Here is a 23,046-nt window from a genome sequence, read left to right on the forward strand (position 1 = left end):
CTATTAAACTTTTCTTAAAAGCGACAAATAATCAAAATCTACTACTATTTTTACAGTAGTAGATTTTTTTTATATGAACAAACTATATTTTCTTCTTTGTGTTGGATTAATTAGTTCAACTTTTTATGGTCAATTGACCAAAGCGAAAGAATATTTTACCCGTCGTGATACCTTGCAAGGAGGATTACGATTTGAACGCACGTGTTTTGATGTGCAACGCTATGATTTGAATTTAAAAATCACTCCTGCTGACCGAAAAATTGTTGGATATAATGAGATTACTTTTAAAGTTGTTGAAAATACTTCAAAAATTCAAATTGATTTGTTTGAAAACATGCAAGTTGATAGTATTATTTACAACAATCAAAAGCTCAATTATAAAAGGGAGTTTCTAGCAACTTTTATTGATTTTTCCAAACCACTCCCAAAAGGAAATATTGAAAAAATTCGTTTTTATTATTCGGGAAAACCTACAGTGGCAAAAAGAGCCCCTTGGGATGGTGGATTTGTGTTTACTACGGATGCAAACGGTAAACCATGGATAGCGGTTGCGTGTCAAGGATTTGGTGCTAGTTGTTGGTATCCTGTGAAAGATTCGCAAAGCGATGAACCCGATTTAGGGGCTAGTATAAAAGTAGCGGTGCCTAATGGGCTGATGAATGTATCTAACGGGCGTTTCATAGGGAAAGAAGATTTGAAAAATGGCTTCACTCGTTGGGATTGGGAAGTGAAAAACCCCATAAATACTTATGATGTGACCGTAAATATTGGGGACTATGTGTTGATTAAAGATAAATACAAGGGGTTAGATTTAGATTATTATGTGTTGCGTGATAATGAAGCGAAAGCACGTAAGCATTTTGAAGAAGTGAAACCGATGATGGATTGTTTTCAAGCCAAGTTTGGCGAATATCCGTTCAAAGAAGATGGATATAAGTTGGTAGAAACTCCTTACTTAGGGATGGAGCATCAAAGTGCGGTGGCTTACGGTAATCAATATATGCAAGGGTATTTGGGTAATGATTTGTCTGGAACAGGCGTAGGCTTGCTTTTTGACTATATCACGATTCATGAAACTGGGCACGAATGGTTTGGGAATAGTATAACCAGTAAAGATATTGCTGATATGTGGATACATGAAGCTTTTACCATGTATTCTGAGGTGGTGTTTTTAGAATGTCAATTTGGTTATGAAAAAGCGATGGACTATTGTAAAGGCGTTCGCCAAAATATCGCTAATGACCGTCCAATGATAGGTCCTTATGGAGTGAATAAAGAAGGAAGTGGAGATATGTATTATAAAGGAGCTAATATGCTCAACACACTACGCCACGTGATAGGTAAGGAAAAATGGTGGGGGATTTTACATAAATTTGCTACTACCTATAAAAAGCAAATTATAGACACCCAAACGGTGATTGATTTCTTTAATAAAGAGTCTGGAATGAATTTGACTCCTATTTTTAATCAATACTTACGATATACTACAATTCCGAAGCTAGAAATCAGAAAAACAAATACAGGTTTAGAAGCTCGTTGGCAAACCGAGGAGTCAAATTTTGAAATGCCCATAGAACTTTCTATAAAAGGGAAGTCCCAAAGATTTATATTTTCCAATCAATGGACTCCAATACAGACTAAAGTGAATAGGTTGAGTGATATTCAACCGAATAAAAAGGTGTTTTACATAAATTATTAAATTTTAATGAATTAATCATTTGGTTTTTAGTAACTTAGGGTGTGAATTCTAAACTTTAAACTATGGCTACTGTAAAAAGCTTAAATAAGTGGGCTAATGCGCATACTTATTACTCGTTGGATGTCTTACGTATTGTTGTAGGAGTATTTCTATTTATGAAAGGAGTGTCTTTCATGACTAATATTGAATACTACACGCAGTTAATAGAGCCTCTGAAAAACATTGGAGGGGGGATGTTGATTGTGCATTATATCATGGGCGCACACATTGTGGGAGGTGTAATGATACTATTTGGTCTGTTAACACGATGGTCTGTCATTGCGCAAATTCCTATTCTATTCGGAGCTTTTATAATAAATTTTATTGGAGAAATGCATATTGGAAATCTAATTTTATCTTTTTTACTATTAGCAATTTGTGTTTTCTTCTTGTTTTATGGTAGTGGGAAGCATTCAGCTGATTATTATTTTAAAATGCAACAATGATAAAATAACTTGTAGGTTTCATTATAAAAAGGGATTTCTTCTAAATTGTAAGAAATCCCTTTTTATTTACTTTATAGTTGCTTTTCATCGATTTTATTTGCTTTTTATCGAAACTAGAAGTAAATTTATAATGAGTTCTTAATCAAGTGTTTCATTATAATTATGTTGTCCTATGCCTCGAATGATTTACGACCATACCAAAAAAGTACTTGAAAAAGTTAGCTTTGATATCAAACTCTTTGTTAAAGAGTTGAGAAAAGCTGTGAAAAGTTTACTTCCTTATGAATTAGAGCACCTTCAAAACTGGTTGCGCTTTTTCACAAGTGAAAGGCCCGAATTAAAACAATTTATCCACATCGTAGAAATTTAATATTCCCAAATCTCCCAAAGACAACGGAAATTGAAAATAAAGGAGCTTAGGCTCCTTTATTGTTTTTTGCTAGTGGACTTATAATATCCACATTTTGAAAAGCAATGGCGCCTCTTACGACTCCTTGAATAGTAGCTTGTAAAGCGTCAATGATATGCTTTTTTAATTCGTTTTTAGGAAATAATAAACTCACTTCTCTTGAGGGTTTTGGGTCTTTGAAATGACGTAATTTGCTTTTTTCTTTATCGGCTAACTCCATAGTGTGTAAATAGGGCAACAGTGTTACACCTAAACCTTCATTGGCTAAGCGAATTAAGGTTTCAAAACTGCCACTTTGTAGTTGGAATTTATAATCTTTAGCGAGATTTCTATTTTTACATAGGTTAAGGATGCCATCACGGAAACAGTGTCCATCTTGTAATAAAAGGATTTCTTCAACATTTAAATCGTCTATTTCTAATTCCGATTTGTCAAATTTTGCATGACTTTCGGGTACATAAACCATAAAAGGTTCGTAATACAAGACAACTTCTTTAATTTTTTCTTCTTCTAATGGGGTGGCAGCAATAGCAGCATCTAAATGACCATTTTTAAGTTTGGTGATTATTTCTGAGGTATTCAATTCTTCTATAATCAGCTTAACTTTTGGATATTTTTTGATAAAATTATTCAAAAACATAGGTAACAAAGTTGGCATGATGGTTGGGATGATACCAATTCTAAATTCTCCTCCTATAAAGCCTTTTTGTTGGTCAACGATATCTTGAATTCTATCAGCTTCATTCACGATGTTTTTCGCCTGTTCTACGATTTTTTGTCCTACCTCTGTCAGTTGAATTGGTTTTTTACTTCGGTCAAAAATAATGATGTCGAGTTCTTCCTCAATTTTTTGAATTTGCATACTCAAGGTAGGTTGTGTTACAAAACATTTTTCTGCGGCTTGTGTAAAATTTTTGTGTTCGGCAACAGCCAAAACATATTGCAATTGTGTGATGGTCATTTTATAGTAATTTTTTATACAAATATAAAAACAATCAATTTGATTTATGGTTAAAAAGTGTTAAATCAGATTAAAAAGTGAAGATTTACTATTAAAAGTCTTTTTTGTTTTTACTATTAAGCTATTAAGCAGATTAAGTTTTGATAAGCTGAATTGCAAAGTATGCGCTGAAAGAATTAAATTCTTTAATGGTTCAAGTTTATTTAAAAAATGGGTTTATTGGTTAATTCGTTTTATCCAAATTTTCATTAAATGCTGAGGGCAATAATTTAGGGATAAACTTAATTAAGATAGGTAAAAGTAAGCTGCCTCCAGGAACCAAGAAAATAGTTAGGGATGGGATAGTTTTACAAATGTCTAATAATTGTGTTTTTACTTTTTTCTTTTCCTCTTGCGACAATTCTCTAGTGGTAGATTGTGTAAGTAAAATCATTAATTCCCTACTTTGAGAAATTTCTAATTGCAACCTTTTTTTGTTACGTTGAATTAAAGTTTGCACGTTAGTCGTAGTTTGGTCGTAAAAATGCTTTACTGGGTTTGAATAGTTGAAATACGGAATTGTATTTTTATTTTCTCGTAAAAACGCATCCATATCTTGTATACTCTGACTCACAAAAGAAGCACCCAAATGAAGTTGTACACTTAATGTTTCTAAAAATTGAGCCTCAGTAGGTTCCATTTTTCCATCGTTCCATAAAGCCATATTGGCTAGGTCAATGAGGTAAAACTTTTCATACGTATCGCTTAAATACGAATAATCTATATTTTCTGTAGAGGCATCGTTATAAGTTTTACTGAACTTGGAATAACGGACTGAGGTTTCAAAAAGTTTTTGAAGTAAATCGTCGTAATGCGTTTTTTGTTTTTTAGCAGAAAGCGCTAATGAGACCGTTCCTACAATGATTTCTTCAATCTTTTTCAGATACTTTTTAGGTAATGTATTTTCAAGTAGGTAATGTTTGAAAGCTAAAACATCTATAAAAAGCAGTGCATTAGTAAGGATATGTGAAAAATTTTTACTGATAATATTATCATTGGTTTTGATACGATTGCCAATAATTTTTTCCAATTTACTATCGGGAGCTTCATGGGGCAAAAAAACATCCCATAAGCCAGATTCTTTTGGGTGTAATTCTTTATAAAAAGCAACACATGCTTGAATAAATTCTTGATTGTCGTTTGATTGTTTACTAATTTGATAAATACCAAACAAAGAATTTAATAAGGCAATTTTTGAAATCTCTTCGGTGGTGAGGTTGTGAATTTCAATGGGGATAGGAGTTACAAAATTTGTAGCATATCCCACTAAAAATCCTGTTTTTCGAGTAGCCAAATAGAAACTTTCAAAATCAAAAAGTTCGAATTGTTTCTGAGCGACTTGCTCAAAGAAAAATTTGTTGACCCAGCCGTGTGCCGAAGGATTTATCATAGGGCAAATTAATTGAAAAAATAAAACCGAAACAAATAATTCTAATGTAATCTAGCTTACAATTTTAAAAAATTAAGCACTTTACATTTGTATAGTAAAACTGTTAATTATGAAAAAAATAGTGTTAATAGGACTTATTTTGCTTAACTTTTCCTGTGAAAAAGAAGGCGAATTAACTCGCACCACCCCAAATGTAGTTGTAGATAATGGGGCTATATTGACGTATACAGCCACCTTGATACCTACCTCGGGCATAAGCGCAACGGGGCAAGTTAAAATTTTTAATGACAAAGGACAATTTAAACTCAGACTAGAAAATGTTTCTTTAAGTGATGGCCCTGATTTGAAAGTCTATTTATCTAAGTCAGCTACTCCCAATGCCTTTGTCAATTTGGGGAATTTTACAGGTAATGGAACCAGCACCTATGCTATTCCTAATGGTATTTCTTTTTCAGAATATCAATACGTGTTGATTCACTGTCAACAATACAATCATTTATTTGCTACGGCAAAATTAATACCTCATTTATAATCAAAAATCTTATGATACGAACGAAAATTAAATTTTTAAGTATAGCTTTAGTAAGCTTAGGTGCACAGTCTTTTTGGGCACAAGGATGTAGCGATGCAGGATTCTGCTCGGTAGGAAATCCTTTTAAAGTGGCTCAGCAAAATGTAAAAAATCAATTAGAAATAGGCGCTGGTTACGGGTTAGGTGAAGAAGGAACAACCATTGTAAACTCTTATCTATCTTACACTCGATTGTTTTCTGAAAAATTTGGAGTTAATGCAAAGTTTACTGGACAAATGGCTAACGGTGATTTTGGTACGCGTGCTAATGTAGGCGATGTGTTTCTGACTGGGAATTACAAATTCAATCCTAATAGTGATAATGCTAAATGGTCTGGATTATTAGGACTTAAAATTCCATTGACAGGTGCTAATGATAAAATAAATAATGTATCGCTACCCATGCCGTATCAATCGAGTTTAGGGACTTTTGATATCATTGCAGGGGTAGAAACCAGTCTTAAAAAGTTTGATTTTAATTTAGCAGCACAAATTCCGTTGAATGACAATAAAAACTCTTATTTGACGAGTTTAGCACCCACAGCTAAGTTTGAATCGACCAATTTATTCCATCGTCAACCCGATGTGTTGTTCCGTAGTACATATAAACTTTTGTTTGCAAATGAAAAATTAACATTGAAACCAAATTTATTATTCATTTATCATTTAGGGAACGATAGTTATGAAAACCAATTTGGCAAACGAGTTACTATTGAAAAGTCTTCGGGCTTAACGATTAATGGAAATGTAATTGCTAATTATAAGTTAGGAGAGAGTAGTAGTATTGAAACTTCTCTAGCAGGTCCCTTCTTGTTTAGAGAATCGCGTCCTGATGGTTTGACGAGGTCGTTTACTTTTGGTGTTTCATTCAAACAAGGATTTTAAAACATGAAAAAAATATATTGGAGTGTTTTATTTATAAGTTGTCTTGGATTTAGCCAAAAAAACATAGCTGAAATTCCGTTTAATGACACTAAGCGTCCTTTAGATGTGCTGTATTTACCCAATCAGGATAAAGTAGTGATTTTGCAGGGTCAAAAAACAACGCAAGTGTATGGAAATCTGATTACAGATGTTTGGGCGTATGATACCGATGGATTCATGCAAAAATTAATAGCCGATGAAAAATTAGCCAATTGTATTTATTCCCCTATAGAAACGGCATTTTTAATCGGAAAAGTGTCTGATAAAAATGAATTTCCTTCAGAATACAAATTGAATTTGGATGGTGTACCATCAAAATATTTTAAAATTACCGAGCGATTTCGTTTTTTCAATGATATTTACGGTTTAGATTTAGTCAATCAAAAAGACCAAATCAAAATCGATTTAAAGAAAGATGATGTTTATCTGAAAGTAATTGATTTGTTTTCTGGAGCTGTAAATAAAGTAAAGTTAGAAAAACCTGACATTAGCAAATTAGAGAATAAAACTACAGCAACTTTTACCGAAGGTCTCGATTTTGAGGTACGCATTAATGAAAGTACTATCAGTTTTGTGACCAAATCAATCAATAAAAATTATAAATCCGCAACTGTTTACCGCGCAGTGTATGACTTAACGGGGAGTAAATTAGGGGATTATACGTATATGGTTGATGCTCCTAAGCATGCCATGATTTTGTCAGATAATGGCGGTGGTGTTTCTTTAGTTTCTGATAAAGAAAAAAAAGTTAGTGAATTGGCAGTCAATAATTATTTGGTCGATAAAAATACTAATGAGGTTTATGTGTACGGATTGTATGGTAATGAAAGTAAAGAGCTAACTCAAACTTCAAATGTGCCTTTAGGGGTATATGTTTTCAAATTTGATGCACGAGGGAAGTTAATTTGGGAGTCGCATCAGGATATAATTGATATAGCGGGTTTCAACCAACAACAAGATGTTTCTAAAATCAAATTGTCATTGCGTTTGCGTAATGAGGAAGTCCTATGTCAAGTATTTTCAAAAGAAAAAAGCTATTCGAATGTACTTACTTTACAAAAAAATAATGGTGAAAAGAAAACTATCACGAATCTAAGGATAGATGAGAATCAGAATTTTAAAGCGGATGCCTTGATAAAATCGGATTTGATTCAAAATAGCTTTAAAAATTTCAAATTTGATAAAGAATCGTTGTATTTATCGCAGACCTCTGATACTTTTCAGCAGTACTTAAAAGCCAGAGATAAAAGCAAATCTTTAAGTTATAAATCCTTTATATCCAAAAAAGGATTTTGGGTACTTGAGTCAGATAATGAGTCGTATTGTAGGTTATTGTTTTTTTAAGGAAAAGGGTTTCAGCAATGAAGCCCTTTTTAGTTGCTAAATTTCTGTTAAAGCCTGTATATATGTTACCTAGCTTACAAAAATGTGCTTGGGGAAGTTGTACTTTAGTAGTGTAAAAATAAAGAACAAAATATGATACGGTTAAACATAAAATTTTACGGAAGGCTATTACTTTTATTAGTAATCAGTTCCCATTATGCCCAAACACTACCGAAGCATAAATATTATTCGCATACGGATACTAATAAAGTAAAAATATCCGATGCCGAATGGAAAGCGATATTACCTGAAGAAGTGTATTTAGTTTCTCGAAAGGCACATACCGAGGCTTCATTTTCTGGTAAATATTGGGATAATGCAGGCAAGGGCACTTATTATTGTGCCGCTTGTGGGCATACGCTATTTCGTTCAAATGCTAAGTTTGCCAGTTCTTGCGGATGGCCTAGTTTTTTTGAACAAATGAATAAAAAAAGTATCGTTTTTAAACCTGATAATTCTTATGGAATGAATAGGATAGAAGCTTTATGTGGACGATGTGGTGGACATTTAGGACATTTGTTTGATGATGGTCCTGAACCCACAGGAAAACGGTATTGCATGAATTCGATTGCTTTAGATTTTGAACCCGATGTTAAAAGTAAAAAATAAAGAAGATGAAAAAATCAATGTGTATGTTATTTCTGTTTTCAATAATTGGTTTTGGTCAATCTAAACCTAAAATAGAAACGATTACGTTAGGTGGGGGCTGTTTTTGGTGTATTGAGGCTGTTTTTGATAACCTTGACGGCGTTATTTCAGCCGAATCAGGTTATGCGGGAGGCAATATGTCTAATCCAACGTATGAAGAAGTTTGTTCAGGAAACACTGGTGCTGCAGAAGTAGTGCAGATTAAATATGATAGTTCTAAAACAAATTTAGATGAGATTTTCAAAGTATTTTTCACCGTGCATGACCCCACTACGTTAAATCGTCAAGGCGCGGACGAAGGTTCACAATATCGTTCGGTAATTTTTTATGCCAATGCTATTCAAAAGAAAGCGGGACAGGAAATTATCAATCAGTTAAATGCTTCTAAAGCGTATCGAGCTAAGTTAGTCACTACTTTAGAACCCTTAAATCGTTTTACCAAAGCTGAAGCGTATCATCAAAACTATTTTGAAAACAATAAGTCGAAAAGCTATTGCCAATACGTAATTCAACCTAAGTTAGAAAAGTTTGAAAAGGTGTTTAAGGATAGGTTGAAAAGGAGCAAATAAGTTATTAAAGGAGTCGGTTTTTTACTGATTCTTTTTTTTATAAATACAAGTAATTGAATGATACCTAATCCTAAAAACAATACCCATAAATAATTAAAAAAACTCGCTTTCGTTTGAGTGTAATCAATGGTTTTATGGATGCTTAAAATTAAAACCAACATCCCTAGGAAAGTTCCTATTGCGGCTCCGAGTAAGAAAAATGGGATTGTTTTTTTTGAGGAATCTATATACTTTTGATTGATAAGGTATAGATTCCAACTGAACCAAAAAGGGAATTGAGCCACATTTAAAGCACTTAGCAATAACCCAACCAAAATTGGTGCAAATTGCAAACTTGTCAAGTCTTTTGCAGTGTATGTAGTTTCATTTTGAGGTATTTCGTAAAAACTATAGGATAAGATGAAAAGGAAAGCGATGCTGAAAAGGCTTATTGCTTTCTTCCATTTGTGGTGATAGGCTAATCTACTAGCTCCTTTTAATGTCAGGTAAATCACGCCCACTTCAATCAGTACCACACCGATAAGATAGGTTATTAGTGGAGTGATATGATTTTCTTGATAAAACTGTAAGCCTATCACGTTGAGGTAGCCCAACGGTATCGAACCGATAAAGCTAACTAAGAATCCTATGCTGAGGTTTTTTAACATTTTCTTTTTTTTTTAACCACGAAGTACACAAAGAAGGCACAAGGAACACTAATTTTTAACCGCAAAGTTCGCAGGTTACTCTCTGTGTAACTCTGTGAAACCAAATTCAGCAATTAGTGACAATTAGTGTGATTCGTGTTGGAAACAGTTTTTTTGACCACTAAGAACATAAAGAAGGCACAAGGAACACTAATTTTTAACTGCAAAGTTCGCAGGTTACTCTCTGTGTAACTCTGTGAAATCAAATTCAACAATTAGTGACAATTAGTGTGATTCGTGTTGAAATGAGATTTTTTTAACCACTAAGAACATAAAGAAGGCACAAAGAACACGATTTTTTAACCGCGAAATTCGTAAAGTTAATACAAGTAACTTTTTGTAAGACTTTGTGCTTTACTCTGTGTAACTCTGTGAAATCAAATTCAACAATTAGTGTAATTCGTGTTGAATTTAAAATTCTTGATACTATTTTCTGTGTTAATCTGTGCTAATCTGTGTTTTATTTTTTAAATTCTCTTGACTACCTTAAAAGTACTTCTAAACTTGAGTTATCAATTCACTATGTTCTTGATGTTTTTTATATTCTGCTACACCTTCCTTGTAGTTTAAATAAGGAATTCCTTTTTTATGATTTTGCTGACTAATTTTGAATAAATAACGGATATGCCGTGCAATTTCTTTCCAAGCAAAGAAAATTGAATGTTTCGGGTCGTAAATATGTGTGGGTTCACTAGCAGAGCCATTCAATTCTACAATTGCAAAGTTTTTGCCTTGTTCTAATTCCTCCCAAGTTTGGTACATAATATCCATTCGTCCATAATAAAAACCATCTATTTGTTGACACATGGCATCAATGGTTTCAATGAGTTTTGGGGATATTTTGTGGCTGACATCCACAAATTTTGTCCCGCGACAATGGTTTCCATAAGGAACCAAGTTTATCTGTTCGCCTTGTGGGAGTACTTCGTGAATTTTTTCATTTAGTTCTTTACGCAAAACCTCTAATTGCAATTCAAATCGAGGGTCTTTTTTTATGAGCATTTCTAAACTGCTTGAACCATCGCCCGTTACTATCATAAATTCTTTGGCCACAATACCAGTAACGGTTCCCTTAACTTCATCAGGAAAGCGAACATAAAAAATACCGACTTCATTGGCGTAAGGAATCAAGTCTTGAATCAAATAATTGAAATTGGCGTTCTCATGGTATATTTTCAGTTCTTCCCAATTGTGAATGCGTTTTACCGCACTTCCACGCAAACCAACATCTGGTTTTACAATAAATGGAAAGGGGAGGGAAGTCTGTTCCACCAAATCTTGCACGTTTTGAAAAGGGATAAAAGCCTCAACCCAATTGGTTTTGGGATAATATTGTTGGGGAATCAAATCATAAATCTCTTTTTTACTTTCATTAAAAAAACCTCCATTTTTGATACTTGGATTTACAGCATTGAAAAAGAACAACGACCTAGCACGCCATGCATAATATAGCCATTGAAAATAAATGGGAATATAAACTACTTGAAAAGGCCAATATTCCCAGTGGGTGAGTTTATGTAAAAAAAGTCGCATTTAAATCAGGATAAAATTGTTTTGGTAGGTTTGTTGTGCTACTAAATCTTTATGGATAAATGTTATTTTATTTTGGTCAATACATGTTTGCGTAATACTTAAGGTAAGCAAGGTGTTGTTTCTGTTGATGACTAAACCATTGTCGCTATCTTCTTCTTTTGTATATTGGTGGAAATCAATCATTTCATTAGCTGTAATTAAACTTTTACTTATGATGAAATCCTGAAATAAAAATTCTCTTTCTTTTCTAATTTCCAGCGGATACAAGGTGGCGGAGGACCAAATGTAATTCCCTTTTTCATCGAGTTTTTTTTTTGATTTTTCTTCACCATTCCATCGGAGTTGGTAGAGTTTTTTATCCAAATAAACCACCAAAGTAAAAGGTTCTATTGCATTTAAATCAATGTTTTCCCAAGCCGCTATACAATCAGGGGTGTCAAAAATATCCAAGACAATGAGCCCGCGACTTCTGCGATAATTTGTTCTGGGTTGATGCTTTTCATCTGCTCCATTCAAAAGTACCATCACATTTCCTTTGTCATCAATCACATACCAAGTACCTCCCGCTTTGGCATCTTTTGGAAAAAAAAGGTTTTTGCATTTACCGCTATAACTTTTAGGAATAATAGCTTTAGGGCGTGCTACTTTTTCATCTCGATTCGAGGTGATGAAGACTTTGCCATGGCTATAAACAAAACTTACTGTGCACATGCGTTACGATATTCAAGGGTGGAGGGTGCTACCCCAAAATTTTCCGAAACAGTAATGGTGCCCAACTGTATTAAGGCTACTTTTATCAAGGCTTGATGATGAATGCAATGTTCTAAATTGTATAAAACTTCTCTAAAATAAGTAGTTTCCATCACGGTAGGTACCCCTGAAATGAGATGTTCTAACATGATTTTTTTATCGTTTTTTTCGATAGCCTCTAAAATTTGTTCCATAGCATCTATAGCGGTTATCTTTTGGGTTTGTATGCTCACGTTTCGCGCTCTGTTGTCATAATTCAAAACATCAGTGGTATAACTATGGAGCAAAGCTTGATACAATTCAATAATATGACGACAATGTTCACCTATTGTGGCTTGACTCAATGCAGGAATAGGCGTTGTAAATTCTACGTCAGTGATTTGAGATATGACGTCTTTCAGTTCTTTCAAGGTGTTTTTGGTAGAGGCAAAATTCATAGTCCGTTCTTTTTTATAGGTTTGATAAATGGGGTAAAATCATTTTTATATTTAAAACAGAAATAGCCACTAACGATAAAACAAAAGCTTCCTAATATAAAAAGAAGACCGCCATCGTTCATGATTACTATGCCTAGCACAAAAATATGCGACAGCAAGGCCACGGTCATGGTTCCAAAAATTAGTAGAAAACCATATATTTTTGTCCTATGGTAAAATACTAAAAAACTTGCAATTAATTCAATAATTCCCGAAGAAATTCTACCGAAGGGTTCGGCATCAAGTTTGGTAAATATATATACCGATTCAGGACTGGCTGTAAATTTGAAAAATAGGGTTTGAATCAGTATCAATGTCATGACTATTTTTAGGGATAGTTCTATAGGTTTTGTTTTTATCAGTTCCATGTTTTTTTCCAATTTGTATCTGCTTTTGATTTCAAATTCTTTTCGTCTTTGTTCCAAGATTTTAAGGTATTATTAAAAAAAGCATTGTAAAAAAGATATAATTTACCATCTATGATTTTGAAAGTTTCGGGATTAATCTCTACTTTATCCCCCGAAGTTCCCATAGCATAGGCACACCAACCGCCATATTGCGGTTCATATTTATGAGGATTTTTCACAAATTCTTCTTTGTTTTCTTTGGAAGAAAAGAAATACCGTATGCCATCGTAGGTGCTACTTAGTGCTGCGCTACCTTTTAATGCTTTGTTAGATTTAAAATAGGCAACGGCATCGTAACCTTGTAAGGCAACACCTGCTTCTAGATTAAATTGCTTGATTCTTTTGGAGGTGTTTTGACCTAACATAAGAACCGAGCAAAGACTAAAACATAAGATGAATATTTTTTTCATAGCCTTATAATTTACTATTTAATTCGGTTTCGGGTATAAAACCTAAGTTTTCCCACTCTAATTGTCCTTTGCGATAAAAATGCACGGTAGGTAAACCTTCAATGCCTAATTTCTGCGCTAATGCTGGATTTTTATCCACATCAATTTTGATGAGTTTGATGTTTTTCTCAGTTGCTACTTTTTCGAGTATAGGGGCAAGTTTTTTGCAAGGACCACACCAAACGGCATAGAAGTCAACAAGTACAGCGGGTTCCTGAGCGATTAATTGATTGAATTTATGAACGGAAAATTGTTCGAGTTTACTATTTTTATGCGTCGTTTTAGATTTTGCATTGCTTTGTCCCAGTACGAACAAAGGACTTAGTATTATTAGGATTAAGAGTTTCAATTTCATGGTCAAATTTTTAAATTATCGTGAGTTTGATTTAAATGGGTTCTGATTTGAATATCCGTGACTTCGAGTGATTTTCCGTAGAGAAACGAAGGGAAATTGTATCGAGAAGTATCAGTTTAGTTCTAGATACATTTTCTGTTTCATATCATTACAAAAAAATAGTAAACAGACGGAAACTTTGAATAGTATCGATTTATAAAACGTATTCTGTTTAAATTATAAATTTTTCAAAACGGCTAGTAGCAATTTTTCTGAGATTCGATGTTTATAATCAGGAGCTATATATTCAAAAACGATTTTATTAGCTTCATCAATTACAAATAAGGAGGCCACTGGGAGAAATTCTTTATTTTTTTTGTTCGAACTGCTACTGATAAGCGGTTTGTAAACCAAGGGCGCTTCGAATGTGATGCCTAAATTTTTCAAAAGATTTCCTTCGCTATCAGATAGCAAGGTGTATTTCAATTCGATTTTGTCTAGCGTATGGGTAAGCTTTTTTGGTGCATCAGGACTAACTGCCAAAATTTGATAGCCCAGTTTAAGAATTTCATCTTCTACCGTTGCTACATTACGCAAATGTTGGTTGCAATACGGACACCAACCTCCGCGATACACCACTAAAACGGTTTTCTTTTTTGAGGTGAGGTCGTGTACATTAACAAAAGTGCTATCCGTTTTTTGAATTTTAGCATTCGGAATTTCAGCACCTATTAGTAAAGGACTTATATTTTCCGCCTTCGTAGCTATTTGCTTTTGAGCCAAAGTGAATAAGGGGAAAAGGAGTAAATAAAAAAATACATTTTTCATGAGCGATTTATTTTAATGATAAGGTAAAATTAAACCAGCTGAAAAATGTATTTTGTAAGCTTGCTTACAATACGGGCTAATTATTGCAAAGCGTTTATATTTTGTATCAAAATTTCTTTTCGTGTGTATTGAATAAGTCCTTCCTCTTCTAATTCAATAAGTAATTTGGTTGCTGTGGGGCGAGAAGTACAAATAATCTGCGCAATATCCGTTTGGGTCAAATAATTTTCAAGTATCGTAGCGTTTTTTTCAATTTTTCCTTCACGTTCTGCCCATTCTTTCAAAAAGGTTTTCAAACGGGTTTTAGCATCTTTGGACATCAAATTAGCATAATTGTTTTTGATGCGTTTGAGTTTCCAACCCACAAATTTGGTATAACTCAACGCCAAATCAGGATGTTTGAGCATGAGATTTTCAAAATCAGAGAGCAAGAAACTGCAAATAGAAACCTCATCAGTAAGCGCCATTGCATATTCATTAACCGTTTTGTCTTGTTCCAAAGTCAGTTCCCCAAACAAATCCCCTTTCAGGATGATGTCTTTGATGGTTTCTTCGCCATTTTCATCGACAGATACAATTTTAATATTCCCTTTTTTCAAAAGAAAAACTCGAGGGGTTTCTGAATCTGAAAAATATATGATTTCTCCTTTTGTTGCTTTTTTAAAACCTGTAATGATACACAATTGCTTGAGTTGTGACATACTTAACGCTCGGAAGAGTTTGTGGTCACGCAGATACCAGTATTTGAGTTCGTCGTACATAAGCAGGAAAGGAGATTAAAAATTAAAAGATTAAAAGTATTTATTTTCAAGGGGACAAATTACTGAAATTTAATAAAAATCATGTTAAACGTTTCATAAAGTATAAATATTTTGAAAGGGTCTTACTTCAAATAACTTTTAACAAGAGGATTTTTTCCCCATTTATTACGCAAACCATCTCAAAGAGTTTAAGATGAAAGTGTACCTAATCATTATTTTTAGCAGTTTGATAAGCTCTACTATGTTTATTGAGCAATGCAGTTTACTCGATTAGGGAATGGGGTATTAGTCGGATTTTTCTATATTCCAAATTCCAGAAATAAGCAAACTTTCCCTTCCTGGTTGTAATTCACCACAGCCAAAAACGAGTATAAAAGTTTTTGAACAGTTTGCACAATTGCAAATTTCATACAAGGCGTTGATTTTATCGAGAAGTAATTCTCCCAAATACTCATATCCCTTTGGAGGTATTTGTACGACTTTATTCTGTAATAATTCAGCTTTCGAAATATACTTGTTTTCTAAAAAAAGATGATCGATTGAATAACCAGTTTCATAGGGCTTGATGAGGAATTTATTTGGGGTTTGACAATTAGTACAATAGAACTTCAAAGCGTATCCCTTACTATCAATTAATGAAGTAGGTATTTCGTTACTGCATTGGATTTTAGTTCCAATTTTAAATTTATAGTTTAGCATAAGTTGAATGGTTTTTATTGAAAAAAAATGCTAGGTATTTGTAGTTTCAATCCAATCTTTTACTAGAGGCCAAATTTCTAAACTGGCATTTCTTGAATAAATAACGCTGCTGTGGTTGTAATTTTCGGCAAAGCCGTTTGATATGGAACAATGAATTAACTTGTTTTTTGAGTTTTCAAAGGCATTAAGGAAAGCAGCAACGCCTTCTTTAGGAGCAATAAATTTATCAGCCTCACCACTAATGGATAAGATGGGGATTTTGATGTTTTTCATGACTGCTAGGTAATTGAGTCCTGTATCGCCTTTAAAATTTTTAGTCAGATTCCAGTTATACCATTGTTTCATGGTAAAATATGATTCATTATGGGGACCAAGTTTTATGATTTTTGCAGGAATATAACCAAGTAGGGAACTAATGAATTTACTTATTTGAATTTTAATTCTGTTTTTAAAAGTGTGGCAGGCACCAAAAGATTGGCAACTGAATAGAGTCATGGAACTAATTTTTGGAACCCATTTTTCATTGTTTAGCAAACACATGGTTAAGCATATCCCCCCACCACTATGCGTTATACAGTGAAGTTGGTTAATTTTTAAATCTTCTAAAAGATATGTTAATACTGCTTTAATATCAAATTGAGCAATAGTTTCGAAGTTGAATTTTGTTTTTGGTTTAGCGCTTTCACCATGATTTCGCCATTCCATTATCCAACAGATGTAACCTAAATTGACTAAATAAGCTGAAATGCCGAGGCAAATTTTTTTGTTGGAAAAAGTACCATGAGTCAGAAATAGGTTAACATTACTACTGTTTTTTTTATTATAAACTTTCCATAGTGCTATTTCTTCAAAATCATCGGTTGTTATTTTAATTAGTTCTTCTTTATACATAATTTTAGAGAGCAAATGGTGTTTGTGTTAAAGTAGTGTAGGTAATCGCCGATTTCAGCCTGAACTGATGCTATTTGGATTTTAAAATACCGCTTTGCTAAAAGGAGTGGATCTCTCAGTTCTTATTGAGCAGGGGAGTCTAGGTGATTAGCTGAGATTTAATTTTAATAAATTGATGTCATTATCACTTACATTTTTTAAATTAAAGGTATAACTCATTCTAATTATGTTTTTATGTCTAAAGCTTATTTTAACATTATTGCCATTAACCGAAAAATTTGTCAAATTAAGCTTAGCTAAGTATGAATAATTTCTAGATGACTTTTCTTTAATTAGAATTGGTCCATGGTAAATACCAGGAAATGAATCTCTCATAAATACAAATACTTCGTTATTCGTAAACTGAAATTTCAAGTAATCATATTCACTTCCAAAGTTATAAAGAATACTTCTATAATATTTCGACGATATCATTATATCATCAGTCTGTAAATCGTTTGGATTCATCAAAGATTCTTGAGTTTTTCTATCTTTTCCTAACTGAATTAAAGGTTTAAAATAAAGATATATGAAACATACAAAAACGAGAATTGCAATAATTATACCTTGGTTCATGTCTATTGGGTTAATAAATATTTGCTAACGTCTCACAATTTTCTAAGCGATGACTTTTACAAAAATAGGAAAACGAATTGAAAATTCGTAAGATTTTCCAAACCAGCTTATGCCAGCATTTTCAGAAAACTGCTGCGTGTATCCTGAATATACAGAACACATGTTATGAACTTGTTGATAGCTTAATAAGTGCAAATTTTTTTAAAAAAATATGCTTAACTGCGTGTTGATTTTTCCGAAGTCAAGTTCCTTGTGATTGGATTAAAAAAAAAAAATATTATATTTTTTTGCCACAAAGTTTGTGTCAATTTTTTTTATAATATTTTTTTGCCACAAAGTTTGTGGCAAAATTTCTATTAGATTTTTTTTGCCACAAAAATATTTCTCACAACACTGTGAATATTTTTATTTTTTTTGAAAAATTCTAACAAATATTAGTGTTTATACCGTCATTGAAAATAATTGTGTTTGAGGGGCCTTGCGTTTTAAACGCATATCAAAGGCCATACAAATGTTGCGTACAAAAGGTTTGCCTTTTTCGGTTACGGTCAGGGCATTGGGTTGGAGGATAAGCAAACCGTCTTGTTCCATTTCTTCTAATTGGGCAAGTACCTCAGGGAGTTCTTTAAAAAACAAGTGTTGAGCATCCCAAGAGGTGGCAAATTGGCACATCAAGTTTAAGATGTGTTTGCGTACGATAAGGTCCTCGGGGCTTAAAATATGTCCTTTAGTAACAGGGATTTCGTTTTGATCAAGTCGAGCATAATAATCCTCTATGGTTTTTTCGTTCTGGGCAAAGCTGTACCAACTATCGCTAATGGAAGAAGCGCCCAGCCCTATCATTACTTGGGTTTTAGAAGCGGTATACCCCATGAAGTTGCGGTGTAATTTGCCTTCCTGAAAGGCGTTATACATACTGTCGTTTTTCTTAGCAAAGTGATCCATGCCTATTTCGTGATACCCTTTTTTAGCTAAAAGGGTTTTGCCTATTTCGTAAAGTTTGCGTTTTTCTTCGTCTTTAGGCACATCCTCGTCGTTAAAACCGCGTTGGCCACTGCCTTTTATCCATGGCACATGGGCGTAGCTGTAAAATGCCAGTCGATCAGGAGCTAGGGATTTGGTTTTTTCAATAGTATCTACGATGTTTTCTATACCTTGAAAAGGTAATCCAAACACCAAGTCGTGCGAAATGGAAGTATATCCTATTTCGCGAGCCCAATAGGTTACTTTGGCTACATTTTGAAACGGTTGAATGCGGTGAATGGCTTTTTGTACCGTTTCGCTATAGTCTTGTACGCCAAAACTTACACGACGAAAACCCAAATCGTACAGGGTTTGTAAATGTTCTCTAGTGGTATTGTTAGGGTGTCCTTCAAAACTAAATTCGTATTCGGGGGCTACTTTAGCTTTAGCCAGAATACCTGAGATAAGTTGGGTTAAATGTTCTGTTGAAAAAAAAGTGGGAGTGCCGCCACCTAAATGAATTTCCTTGATGAGGGGTGTTTTGCCAAATAACTGGCAGTATAAATCCCATTCTTTTAGTACTGCCTTAATGTAAGGTTGTTCTACTTCATGACGCTTGGTAATACGTTTATGACACCCACAAAAGGTACACAAGCTTTCACAAAAAGGGAGGTGTATGTATAGGCTAATGCCTTCGGTATCGTTACTTTCGTTGAAGGATTGTACTAAGGTGTGTTGCCATTTTTGGGAGCTAAAGCTGTTTTCTTCCCAATACGGCACCGTAGGATAACTGGTGTAACGTGGACCTGGGACATTATATTTTTGAATCAAGGAAATCGCCATATAGAATACTATTTTTCAATTTCAAAAATAAGTCGGTTTATGCCAGTAGGAAATGATAATTGTCAGCTTTGATTTTAAATAGGGTCTGCTGAAAAACTAACTCAACGTAAAATCCTATCATTTTCTACTAAAAATCTTCAATTTTAGTAACTTTTGAAAGTTATTAATTCTATTAGAGCTTGTAAATTTGAGTTTAAAAATTATAAATTGCAAACATTTGATTTTTTGGTGCAAGGTTTTTGAAGGTGTTTGTGTAAAAACCTTGCACCTAATAATAAAATTCAAGCTCTGAATTACTGGTTTTTATGAGGATTATAGTTTTTCAGCAGACCCTAAATAAGTGAGGAGATTATATGAATGCTAATAAATACAGTTGTAATGACCTAATAGCTTAAAGTTATTAGGTCATAGAATTCATATGATTGGAATATACAAATCCACGATGCATTTGTTTTCTGGATGCGTGCGACTGTCGTTTAAATAGATTTCAAACGGATTGCGGTCAGCTTTTGTATATCCGTTTTCTGTCATCCATAAAAACATACTGTTCCAAGCTTTTTCAAATTCGACGGGTACAATGGTAAAACGACCTACAATGTTTTTACCAGCAGCTAATACAGTACTACTGATTTCACCGCTAACTGTTGTGAGGCTTGGGGTGAGTAATCCAATACTCATACGTACTTTATCAGTATCAGTGATTTTAAAACTGTCGTGAAAAACTCTGCAAAGGTAATGTTGCTCCTTGTTAAGTAGTTCCTTAGGTTGTGCCCATTTAACTATTTTTTCAAAAGCCTGCGGAATACCCTCAGTCCCTAATTGAGTTACAAAGGCAAAATGCATTTCGGGATTGGTTCTGATTTCAATTTTAGCTTGCATACGTGTCCATTCTTTAAGTTGATTAACATGACAAAGGTAAGGGTTGGGTAGGACGTTTTCTTGACCAATCTTGCTAAGCGTTTGACTCATCTTGCTAAGATGGTGTGGATTGTTTTTCCGAAATGCGGAGGGGCTCTGCTGGTAAATTTTTTTGAAAGTTCTTGAAAAAACAGCATCGCTTTTAAAACCATTTTGAAAAGCAATTTCGCTAATGGTCATTTTTTTTCGATTAAGGAGTGCAATTGCAGATTTTTCTATTTTTTTTCGAATTATATATTCATGAAGCGTTTCGTTAGTTATTGCTTTAAACAAGCGATGTAAGTGATACGGAGAATAATTTGCTACTTGAGCTATTTGCTCCAAGGATAAGGTTTCGTCCAGATTTTGGTCGATGTATAAAAAAACTTTATTCAAGCGTTTGAGGTATTCTTCCTGCATATTACAGCGATGTTTGTATGGATATATAAAAAAAAAACACGAATAACTAGAAAATATTCGTGTTTGATATGGATTAGTTTTGTGGTACTAATTGAATTTGTGTTGGTGGATTTTTATAACGCGTCCAAATTTGATATCCTATATAAGCTGTAATGGCTGCGCCTATAAGTAATACGCCTTTATCGCCTAACATACCAATGATGTTTTGAAAGCCACGGCTTTTTCTGCTTGTTGCTTCAGTAGCTGTACCATCAGCTAAGGCTAGAGCTTCAGTGTAGGAAAAATAAGTCATTCCAACCGTAAAAGCAAATCCTAGTAAATAACCTTGTATAGCTTTAAACGGGGAAAGAACAGCTTCTTTTTTCTCAAATTGTAACTGGTTTTCGATGAGATTCAAGAAAGTATCACAATCTTCTTCATGGGTGAAACTGAATTCACAATCCATCGATAAACCAGCAAAAGTTTTATATTTTACTTTTACTTCCTCGTCATGGTGTTCTTTGCTGATGGATTTGATGTTTTCAAATTTAATTTCAGTTTTAGTAGCTAAGGTAATTTTTTTATCCCAAGCTTCAAGAAATTTTTCAGCTGTATCATGTTCTTGACTGGATAATTTTAATGCGCCTTCATCTATATATAAACTAGAAATTTTGTTTCCGTTTACAGCGAAAAATTTGTTGGTCATAATAGTTTTAGTTTTAAAATGTAAAAATAAAAGAAGTTTTTAAATTTTTGATTGTAATTTTTGTTTTACCTCTTCCTGCCATTCTGATTGAAGGATACTCAAAACGATAACATCAATACGTTGTCCTTTTGCATCTGTAGCAAAATTACGTAGAATGCCTTCTTCTTGACAACCTATACTTTTCATGGCTTGAATACTTCTTAAGTTGGCATTGTTTGCTTTAAAACCAACACGGCTTACGTTTAATTTTTCAAAAGCAAATTCTAAAAGTAAATATTTACAGTTCTTATTCACATAGCTTCCTTGGTATTCTTTTCCGTACCAAGTAAATCCAATTTCCAAATGATTGTAATTCTGATTAATGGCATAATACCTTGTGCTACCAATGAGTTTGCCTGTTTTTTTATCAATAACTGCAAAAGGGTATTCCAATTGAAGTTTTTTGTTCTCTAAGGCCGTGTGTATATATTTTTTAAGATTCTCTGCACCATTAGCACCGAAAGCATTGTATTGCCAAATTTCAGGTTCATTTTCTGAATAGGGTAACAGTAATTCAAAATCACTTTCCATTAAAGGACGTAAAAGGACTTTTTCGTTTTGTAAGATGTAATCTTGTGTAAATACAAGCATGGTCTGTTTTAATTATTTGTTATTTATAAAATCAATAGTGAGTTGACTTATTAATTCGGGTTTTTCTTCGAAAACTTCATGACTACAGTTGGGTAGGACACAAAATTGACTATTTTTTATAGCCTTGTGAATTTCCAAACCATGTTCTATAGTATACAGGTCTTGATCACCATAAACAACTAATGTTTTAGCTTTTAATTTTTTTAGATGTGATTGAGGGAAATATTGTTTTTGAAACCAATAGTTTTTTGTTTCCACTACGTACCTTTTCCAATCTTTATTGGGATCTATTTTTTGATAATTAGCGACCCAACGAGGCCAATTTTTGGCGATCCATTCAGGATTGGACCATTTTTTTACTTCTTCTATATTTTTAAAGCCTTCCGATTTATAGTTCGCTCCTACAATGATTAAATTTTTCACCAATTCTGGTTTGTTTTGAGCTAAAATAAGTGCTGTAATAGCGCCATCACTCCAGCCAATTACATTGATTTCTTTGAGATTTAAAATTTCAATAAATTTTTCGCTAAATTCAGCGAGTAATGCGTAATCTAATGGCTTTGAAGCATATGCTGATCTGCCTAAACCTGGGGCGTCAGGGATGATTACTTTATGGTTTTGTGATAAAATGGGGATTACTTTTTCAAAATCACGAATACTACCAAATCCTCCGTGGAGGAGTAAAATAGGAGTGCCTTCTCCATAGGTCTCATAATATATTTTGGTATCGAGTAGGGTGGTATAAGTACCATTGTTTGATCCATAATTGGTTTGTGCAACTAGGCTAAATTTGAAAAGTAAAAAGAAGAGTACAAGTTTGTTTAAATGCATTTTTTTTTGATAAATGTAGCACTTTTTTAGTGTTCGTGTTCAAGATAAAAAAATTGGACGTGAATAGTTTTGCTTTTTTAGACTGAATAAAAATTTACTCAAAAATTTGCGTATTAAATAAATAATTCGCAAAATTTGTACTCGAAAATTATTAACTATTTAAACGAAGAAAAAATGTTTGTATTCAATGTAACACTTTTAGGTTATCAATCAGCGGGAGCTGGTGTAACTGCGCTTCGTGGTTTTACTTTAAGTTAGATTCAAAAACTTC

25 protein-coding genes are annotated in these 23,046 nt (G+C 33.5%); 7 read left to right on the top strand and 18 right to left on the bottom strand.

Annotation, left to right across the window (positions count from 1 at the left end; translation table 11 throughout):
• The first annotated feature begins 73 nt into the window (after nucleotides 1-73).
• Nucleotides 74-1,699, top strand: coding sequence for a M1 family metallopeptidase (locus tag ACQY29_RS09325; protein ID WP_428224924.1), 1,626 nt, complete (start codon nucleotides 74-76; stop codon nucleotides 1,697-1,699).
• Between the two features lie 62 nt (nucleotides 1,700-1,761).
• Entirely contained in the window at nucleotides 1,762-2,184 is a 423-nt protein-coding gene (locus ACQY29_RS09330; RefSeq protein WP_428224925.1) for a DoxX family protein, read from the top strand.
• Between the two features lie 416 nt (nucleotides 2,185-2,600).
• Here ACQY29_RS09330 and ACQY29_RS09335 read toward each other — a convergent pair whose 3' ends face one another.
• Both ACQY29_RS09335 and ACQY29_RS09340 read right to left on the bottom strand, forming a co-directional pair.
• Nucleotides 2,601-3,554, bottom strand: coding sequence for a LysR substrate-binding domain-containing protein (locus tag ACQY29_RS09335; RefSeq protein WP_428224926.1), 954 nt, complete (start codon nucleotides 3,552-3,554; stop codon nucleotides 2,601-2,603).
• A gap of 223 nt (nucleotides 3,555-3,777) precedes the next feature.
• Nucleotides 3,778-4,983, bottom strand: coding sequence for an LETM1-related biofilm-associated protein (locus ACQY29_RS09340; RefSeq protein WP_428224927.1), 1,206 nt, complete (start codon nucleotides 4,981-4,983; stop codon nucleotides 3,778-3,780).
• A gap of 109 nt (nucleotides 4,984-5,092) precedes the next feature.
• On the opposite strand from ACQY29_RS09340, the gene ACQY29_RS09345 reads away from it, so the two are divergent.
• From ACQY29_RS09345 to msrA, 5 genes are all read left to right on the top strand, one after another.
• Nucleotides 5,093-5,515 (top strand): DM13 domain-containing protein, encoded by a 423-nt coding sequence (locus ACQY29_RS09345; RefSeq protein ID WP_428224928.1) that lies wholly within the window; start codon nucleotides 5,093-5,095, stop codon nucleotides 5,513-5,515.
• An 11-nt stretch (nucleotides 5,516-5,526) separates the two neighbouring features.
• Entirely contained in the window at nucleotides 5,527-6,438 is a 912-nt protein-coding gene (locus tag ACQY29_RS09350; protein WP_428224929.1) for a hypothetical protein, read from the top strand.
• A 3-nt stretch (nucleotides 6,439-6,441) separates the two neighbouring features.
• The gene (locus ACQY29_RS09355) at nucleotides 6,442-7,821 is read left to right on the top strand and encodes a hypothetical protein (protein ID WP_428224930.1); all 1,380 of its coding nucleotides are present in this window, start codon (nucleotides 6,442-6,444) and stop codon (nucleotides 7,819-7,821) included.
• A gap of 132 nt (nucleotides 7,822-7,953) precedes the next feature.
• On the top strand, nucleotides 7,954-8,469 hold the full coding sequence (gene msrB / locus ACQY29_RS09360; RefSeq protein WP_428224931.1) for a peptide-methionine (R)-S-oxide reductase MsrB: 516 nt from the start codon (nucleotides 7,954-7,956) through the stop codon (nucleotides 8,467-8,469).
• Between the two features lie 5 nt (nucleotides 8,470-8,474).
• Nucleotides 8,475-9,077 (top strand): peptide-methionine (S)-S-oxide reductase MsrA, encoded by a 603-nt coding sequence (gene msrA / locus ACQY29_RS09365; RefSeq protein WP_428224932.1) that lies wholly within the window; start codon nucleotides 8,475-8,477, stop codon nucleotides 9,075-9,077.
• Here msrA and ACQY29_RS09370 read toward each other — a convergent pair.
• From ACQY29_RS09370 to ACQY29_RS09445, 16 genes are all read right to left on the bottom strand, one after another.
• On the bottom strand, nucleotides 9,017-9,724 hold the full coding sequence (locus ACQY29_RS09370; RefSeq protein ID WP_428224933.1) for a hypothetical protein: 708 nt from the start codon (nucleotides 9,722-9,724) through the stop codon (nucleotides 9,017-9,019). The two genes, msrA and ACQY29_RS09370, sit on opposite strands and share 61 nt — an antisense overlap.
• A 537-nt stretch (nucleotides 9,725-10,261) precedes the next feature.
• Nucleotides 10,262-11,296 carry a D-alanine--D-alanine ligase gene (locus ACQY29_RS09375; protein ID WP_428224934.1) on the bottom strand — a complete coding sequence of 345 codons (1,035 nt, stop codon included), beginning with the start codon at nucleotides 11,294-11,296 and terminating at the stop codon, nucleotides 10,262-10,264.
• Nucleotides 11,297-12,007 (bottom strand): NRDE family protein, encoded by a 711-nt coding sequence (locus ACQY29_RS09380; RefSeq protein WP_428224935.1) that lies wholly within the window; start codon nucleotides 12,005-12,007, stop codon nucleotides 11,297-11,299. It lies immediately after the preceding gene.
• Nucleotides 11,995-12,483 (bottom strand): DinB family protein, encoded by a 489-nt coding sequence (locus ACQY29_RS09385; protein WP_428224936.1) that lies wholly within the window; start codon nucleotides 12,481-12,483, stop codon nucleotides 11,995-11,997. Before ACQY29_RS09385 ends, ACQY29_RS09380 begins: the two co-directional genes overlap by 13 nt.
• On the bottom strand, nucleotides 12,480-12,890 hold the full coding sequence (locus ACQY29_RS09390) for a DoxX family protein (RefSeq protein ID WP_428224937.1): 411 nt from the start codon (nucleotides 12,888-12,890) through the stop codon (nucleotides 12,480-12,482). The genes ACQY29_RS09385 and ACQY29_RS09390 overlap by 4 nt, the downstream gene beginning before the upstream one ends.
• On the bottom strand, nucleotides 12,881-13,339 hold the full coding sequence (locus tag ACQY29_RS09395) for a YHS domain-containing (seleno)protein (protein ID WP_428224938.1): 459 nt from the start codon (nucleotides 13,337-13,339) through the stop codon (nucleotides 12,881-12,883). Before ACQY29_RS09395 ends, ACQY29_RS09390 begins: the two co-directional genes overlap by 10 nt.
• 4 nt (nucleotides 13,340-13,343) lie before the next feature.
• Entirely contained in the window at nucleotides 13,344-13,733 is a 390-nt protein-coding gene (locus ACQY29_RS09400) for a thioredoxin family protein (RefSeq protein WP_428224939.1), read from the bottom strand.
• Between the two features lie 216 nt (nucleotides 13,734-13,949).
• Nucleotides 13,950-14,540 carry a peroxiredoxin-like family protein gene (locus ACQY29_RS09405; protein ID WP_428224940.1) on the bottom strand — a complete coding sequence of 197 codons (591 nt, stop codon included), beginning with the start codon at nucleotides 14,538-14,540 and terminating at the stop codon, nucleotides 13,950-13,952.
• 80 nt (nucleotides 14,541-14,620) lie between these two features.
• On the bottom strand, nucleotides 14,621-15,301 hold the full coding sequence (locus ACQY29_RS09410; protein ID WP_428224941.1) for a Crp/Fnr family transcriptional regulator: 681 nt from the start codon (nucleotides 15,299-15,301) through the stop codon (nucleotides 14,621-14,623).
• A gap of 285 nt (nucleotides 15,302-15,586) precedes the next feature.
• Nucleotides 15,587-16,000 carry a hypothetical protein gene (locus ACQY29_RS09415; protein ID WP_428224942.1) on the bottom strand — a complete coding sequence of 138 codons (414 nt, stop codon included), beginning with the start codon at nucleotides 15,998-16,000 and terminating at the stop codon, nucleotides 15,587-15,589.
• A 30-nt stretch (nucleotides 16,001-16,030) separates the two neighbouring features.
• Entirely contained in the window at nucleotides 16,031-16,891 is an 861-nt protein-coding gene (locus tag ACQY29_RS09420; protein ID WP_428224943.1) for an alpha/beta hydrolase, read from the bottom strand.
• 1,056 nt (nucleotides 16,892-17,947) lie between these two features.
• Entirely contained in the window at nucleotides 17,948-19,312 is a 1,365-nt protein-coding gene (hemN, locus tag ACQY29_RS09425) for an oxygen-independent coproporphyrinogen III oxidase (RefSeq protein WP_428224944.1), read from the bottom strand.
• A gap of 414 nt (nucleotides 19,313-19,726) precedes the next feature.
• Nucleotides 19,727-20,629 (bottom strand): AraC family transcriptional regulator, encoded by a 903-nt coding sequence (locus tag ACQY29_RS09430; protein ID WP_428224945.1) that lies wholly within the window; start codon nucleotides 20,627-20,629, stop codon nucleotides 19,727-19,729.
• A gap of 73 nt (nucleotides 20,630-20,702) precedes the next feature.
• Nucleotides 20,703-21,314: a hypothetical protein gene (locus ACQY29_RS09435; RefSeq protein ID WP_428224946.1), complete on the bottom strand. Its 612-nt coding sequence runs from the start codon at nucleotides 21,312-21,314 to the stop codon at nucleotides 20,703-20,705.
• A gap of 39 nt (nucleotides 21,315-21,353) precedes the next feature.
• On the bottom strand, nucleotides 21,354-21,944 hold the full coding sequence (locus ACQY29_RS09440) for a GNAT family N-acetyltransferase (protein ID WP_428224947.1): 591 nt from the start codon (nucleotides 21,942-21,944) through the stop codon (nucleotides 21,354-21,356).
• A 12-nt stretch (nucleotides 21,945-21,956) separates the two neighbouring features.
• The gene (locus ACQY29_RS09445) at nucleotides 21,957-22,775 is read right to left on the bottom strand and encodes an alpha/beta fold hydrolase (protein WP_428224948.1); all 819 of its coding nucleotides are present in this window, start codon (nucleotides 22,773-22,775) and stop codon (nucleotides 21,957-21,959) included.
• Nucleotides 22,776-23,046 lie beyond the last annotated feature (271 nt).

This window comes from Flavobacterium sp., from assembly GCF_965262375.1.
In the GTDB taxonomy this organism is placed as follows: domain Bacteria; phylum Bacteroidota; class Bacteroidia; order Flavobacteriales; family Flavobacteriaceae; genus Flavobacterium.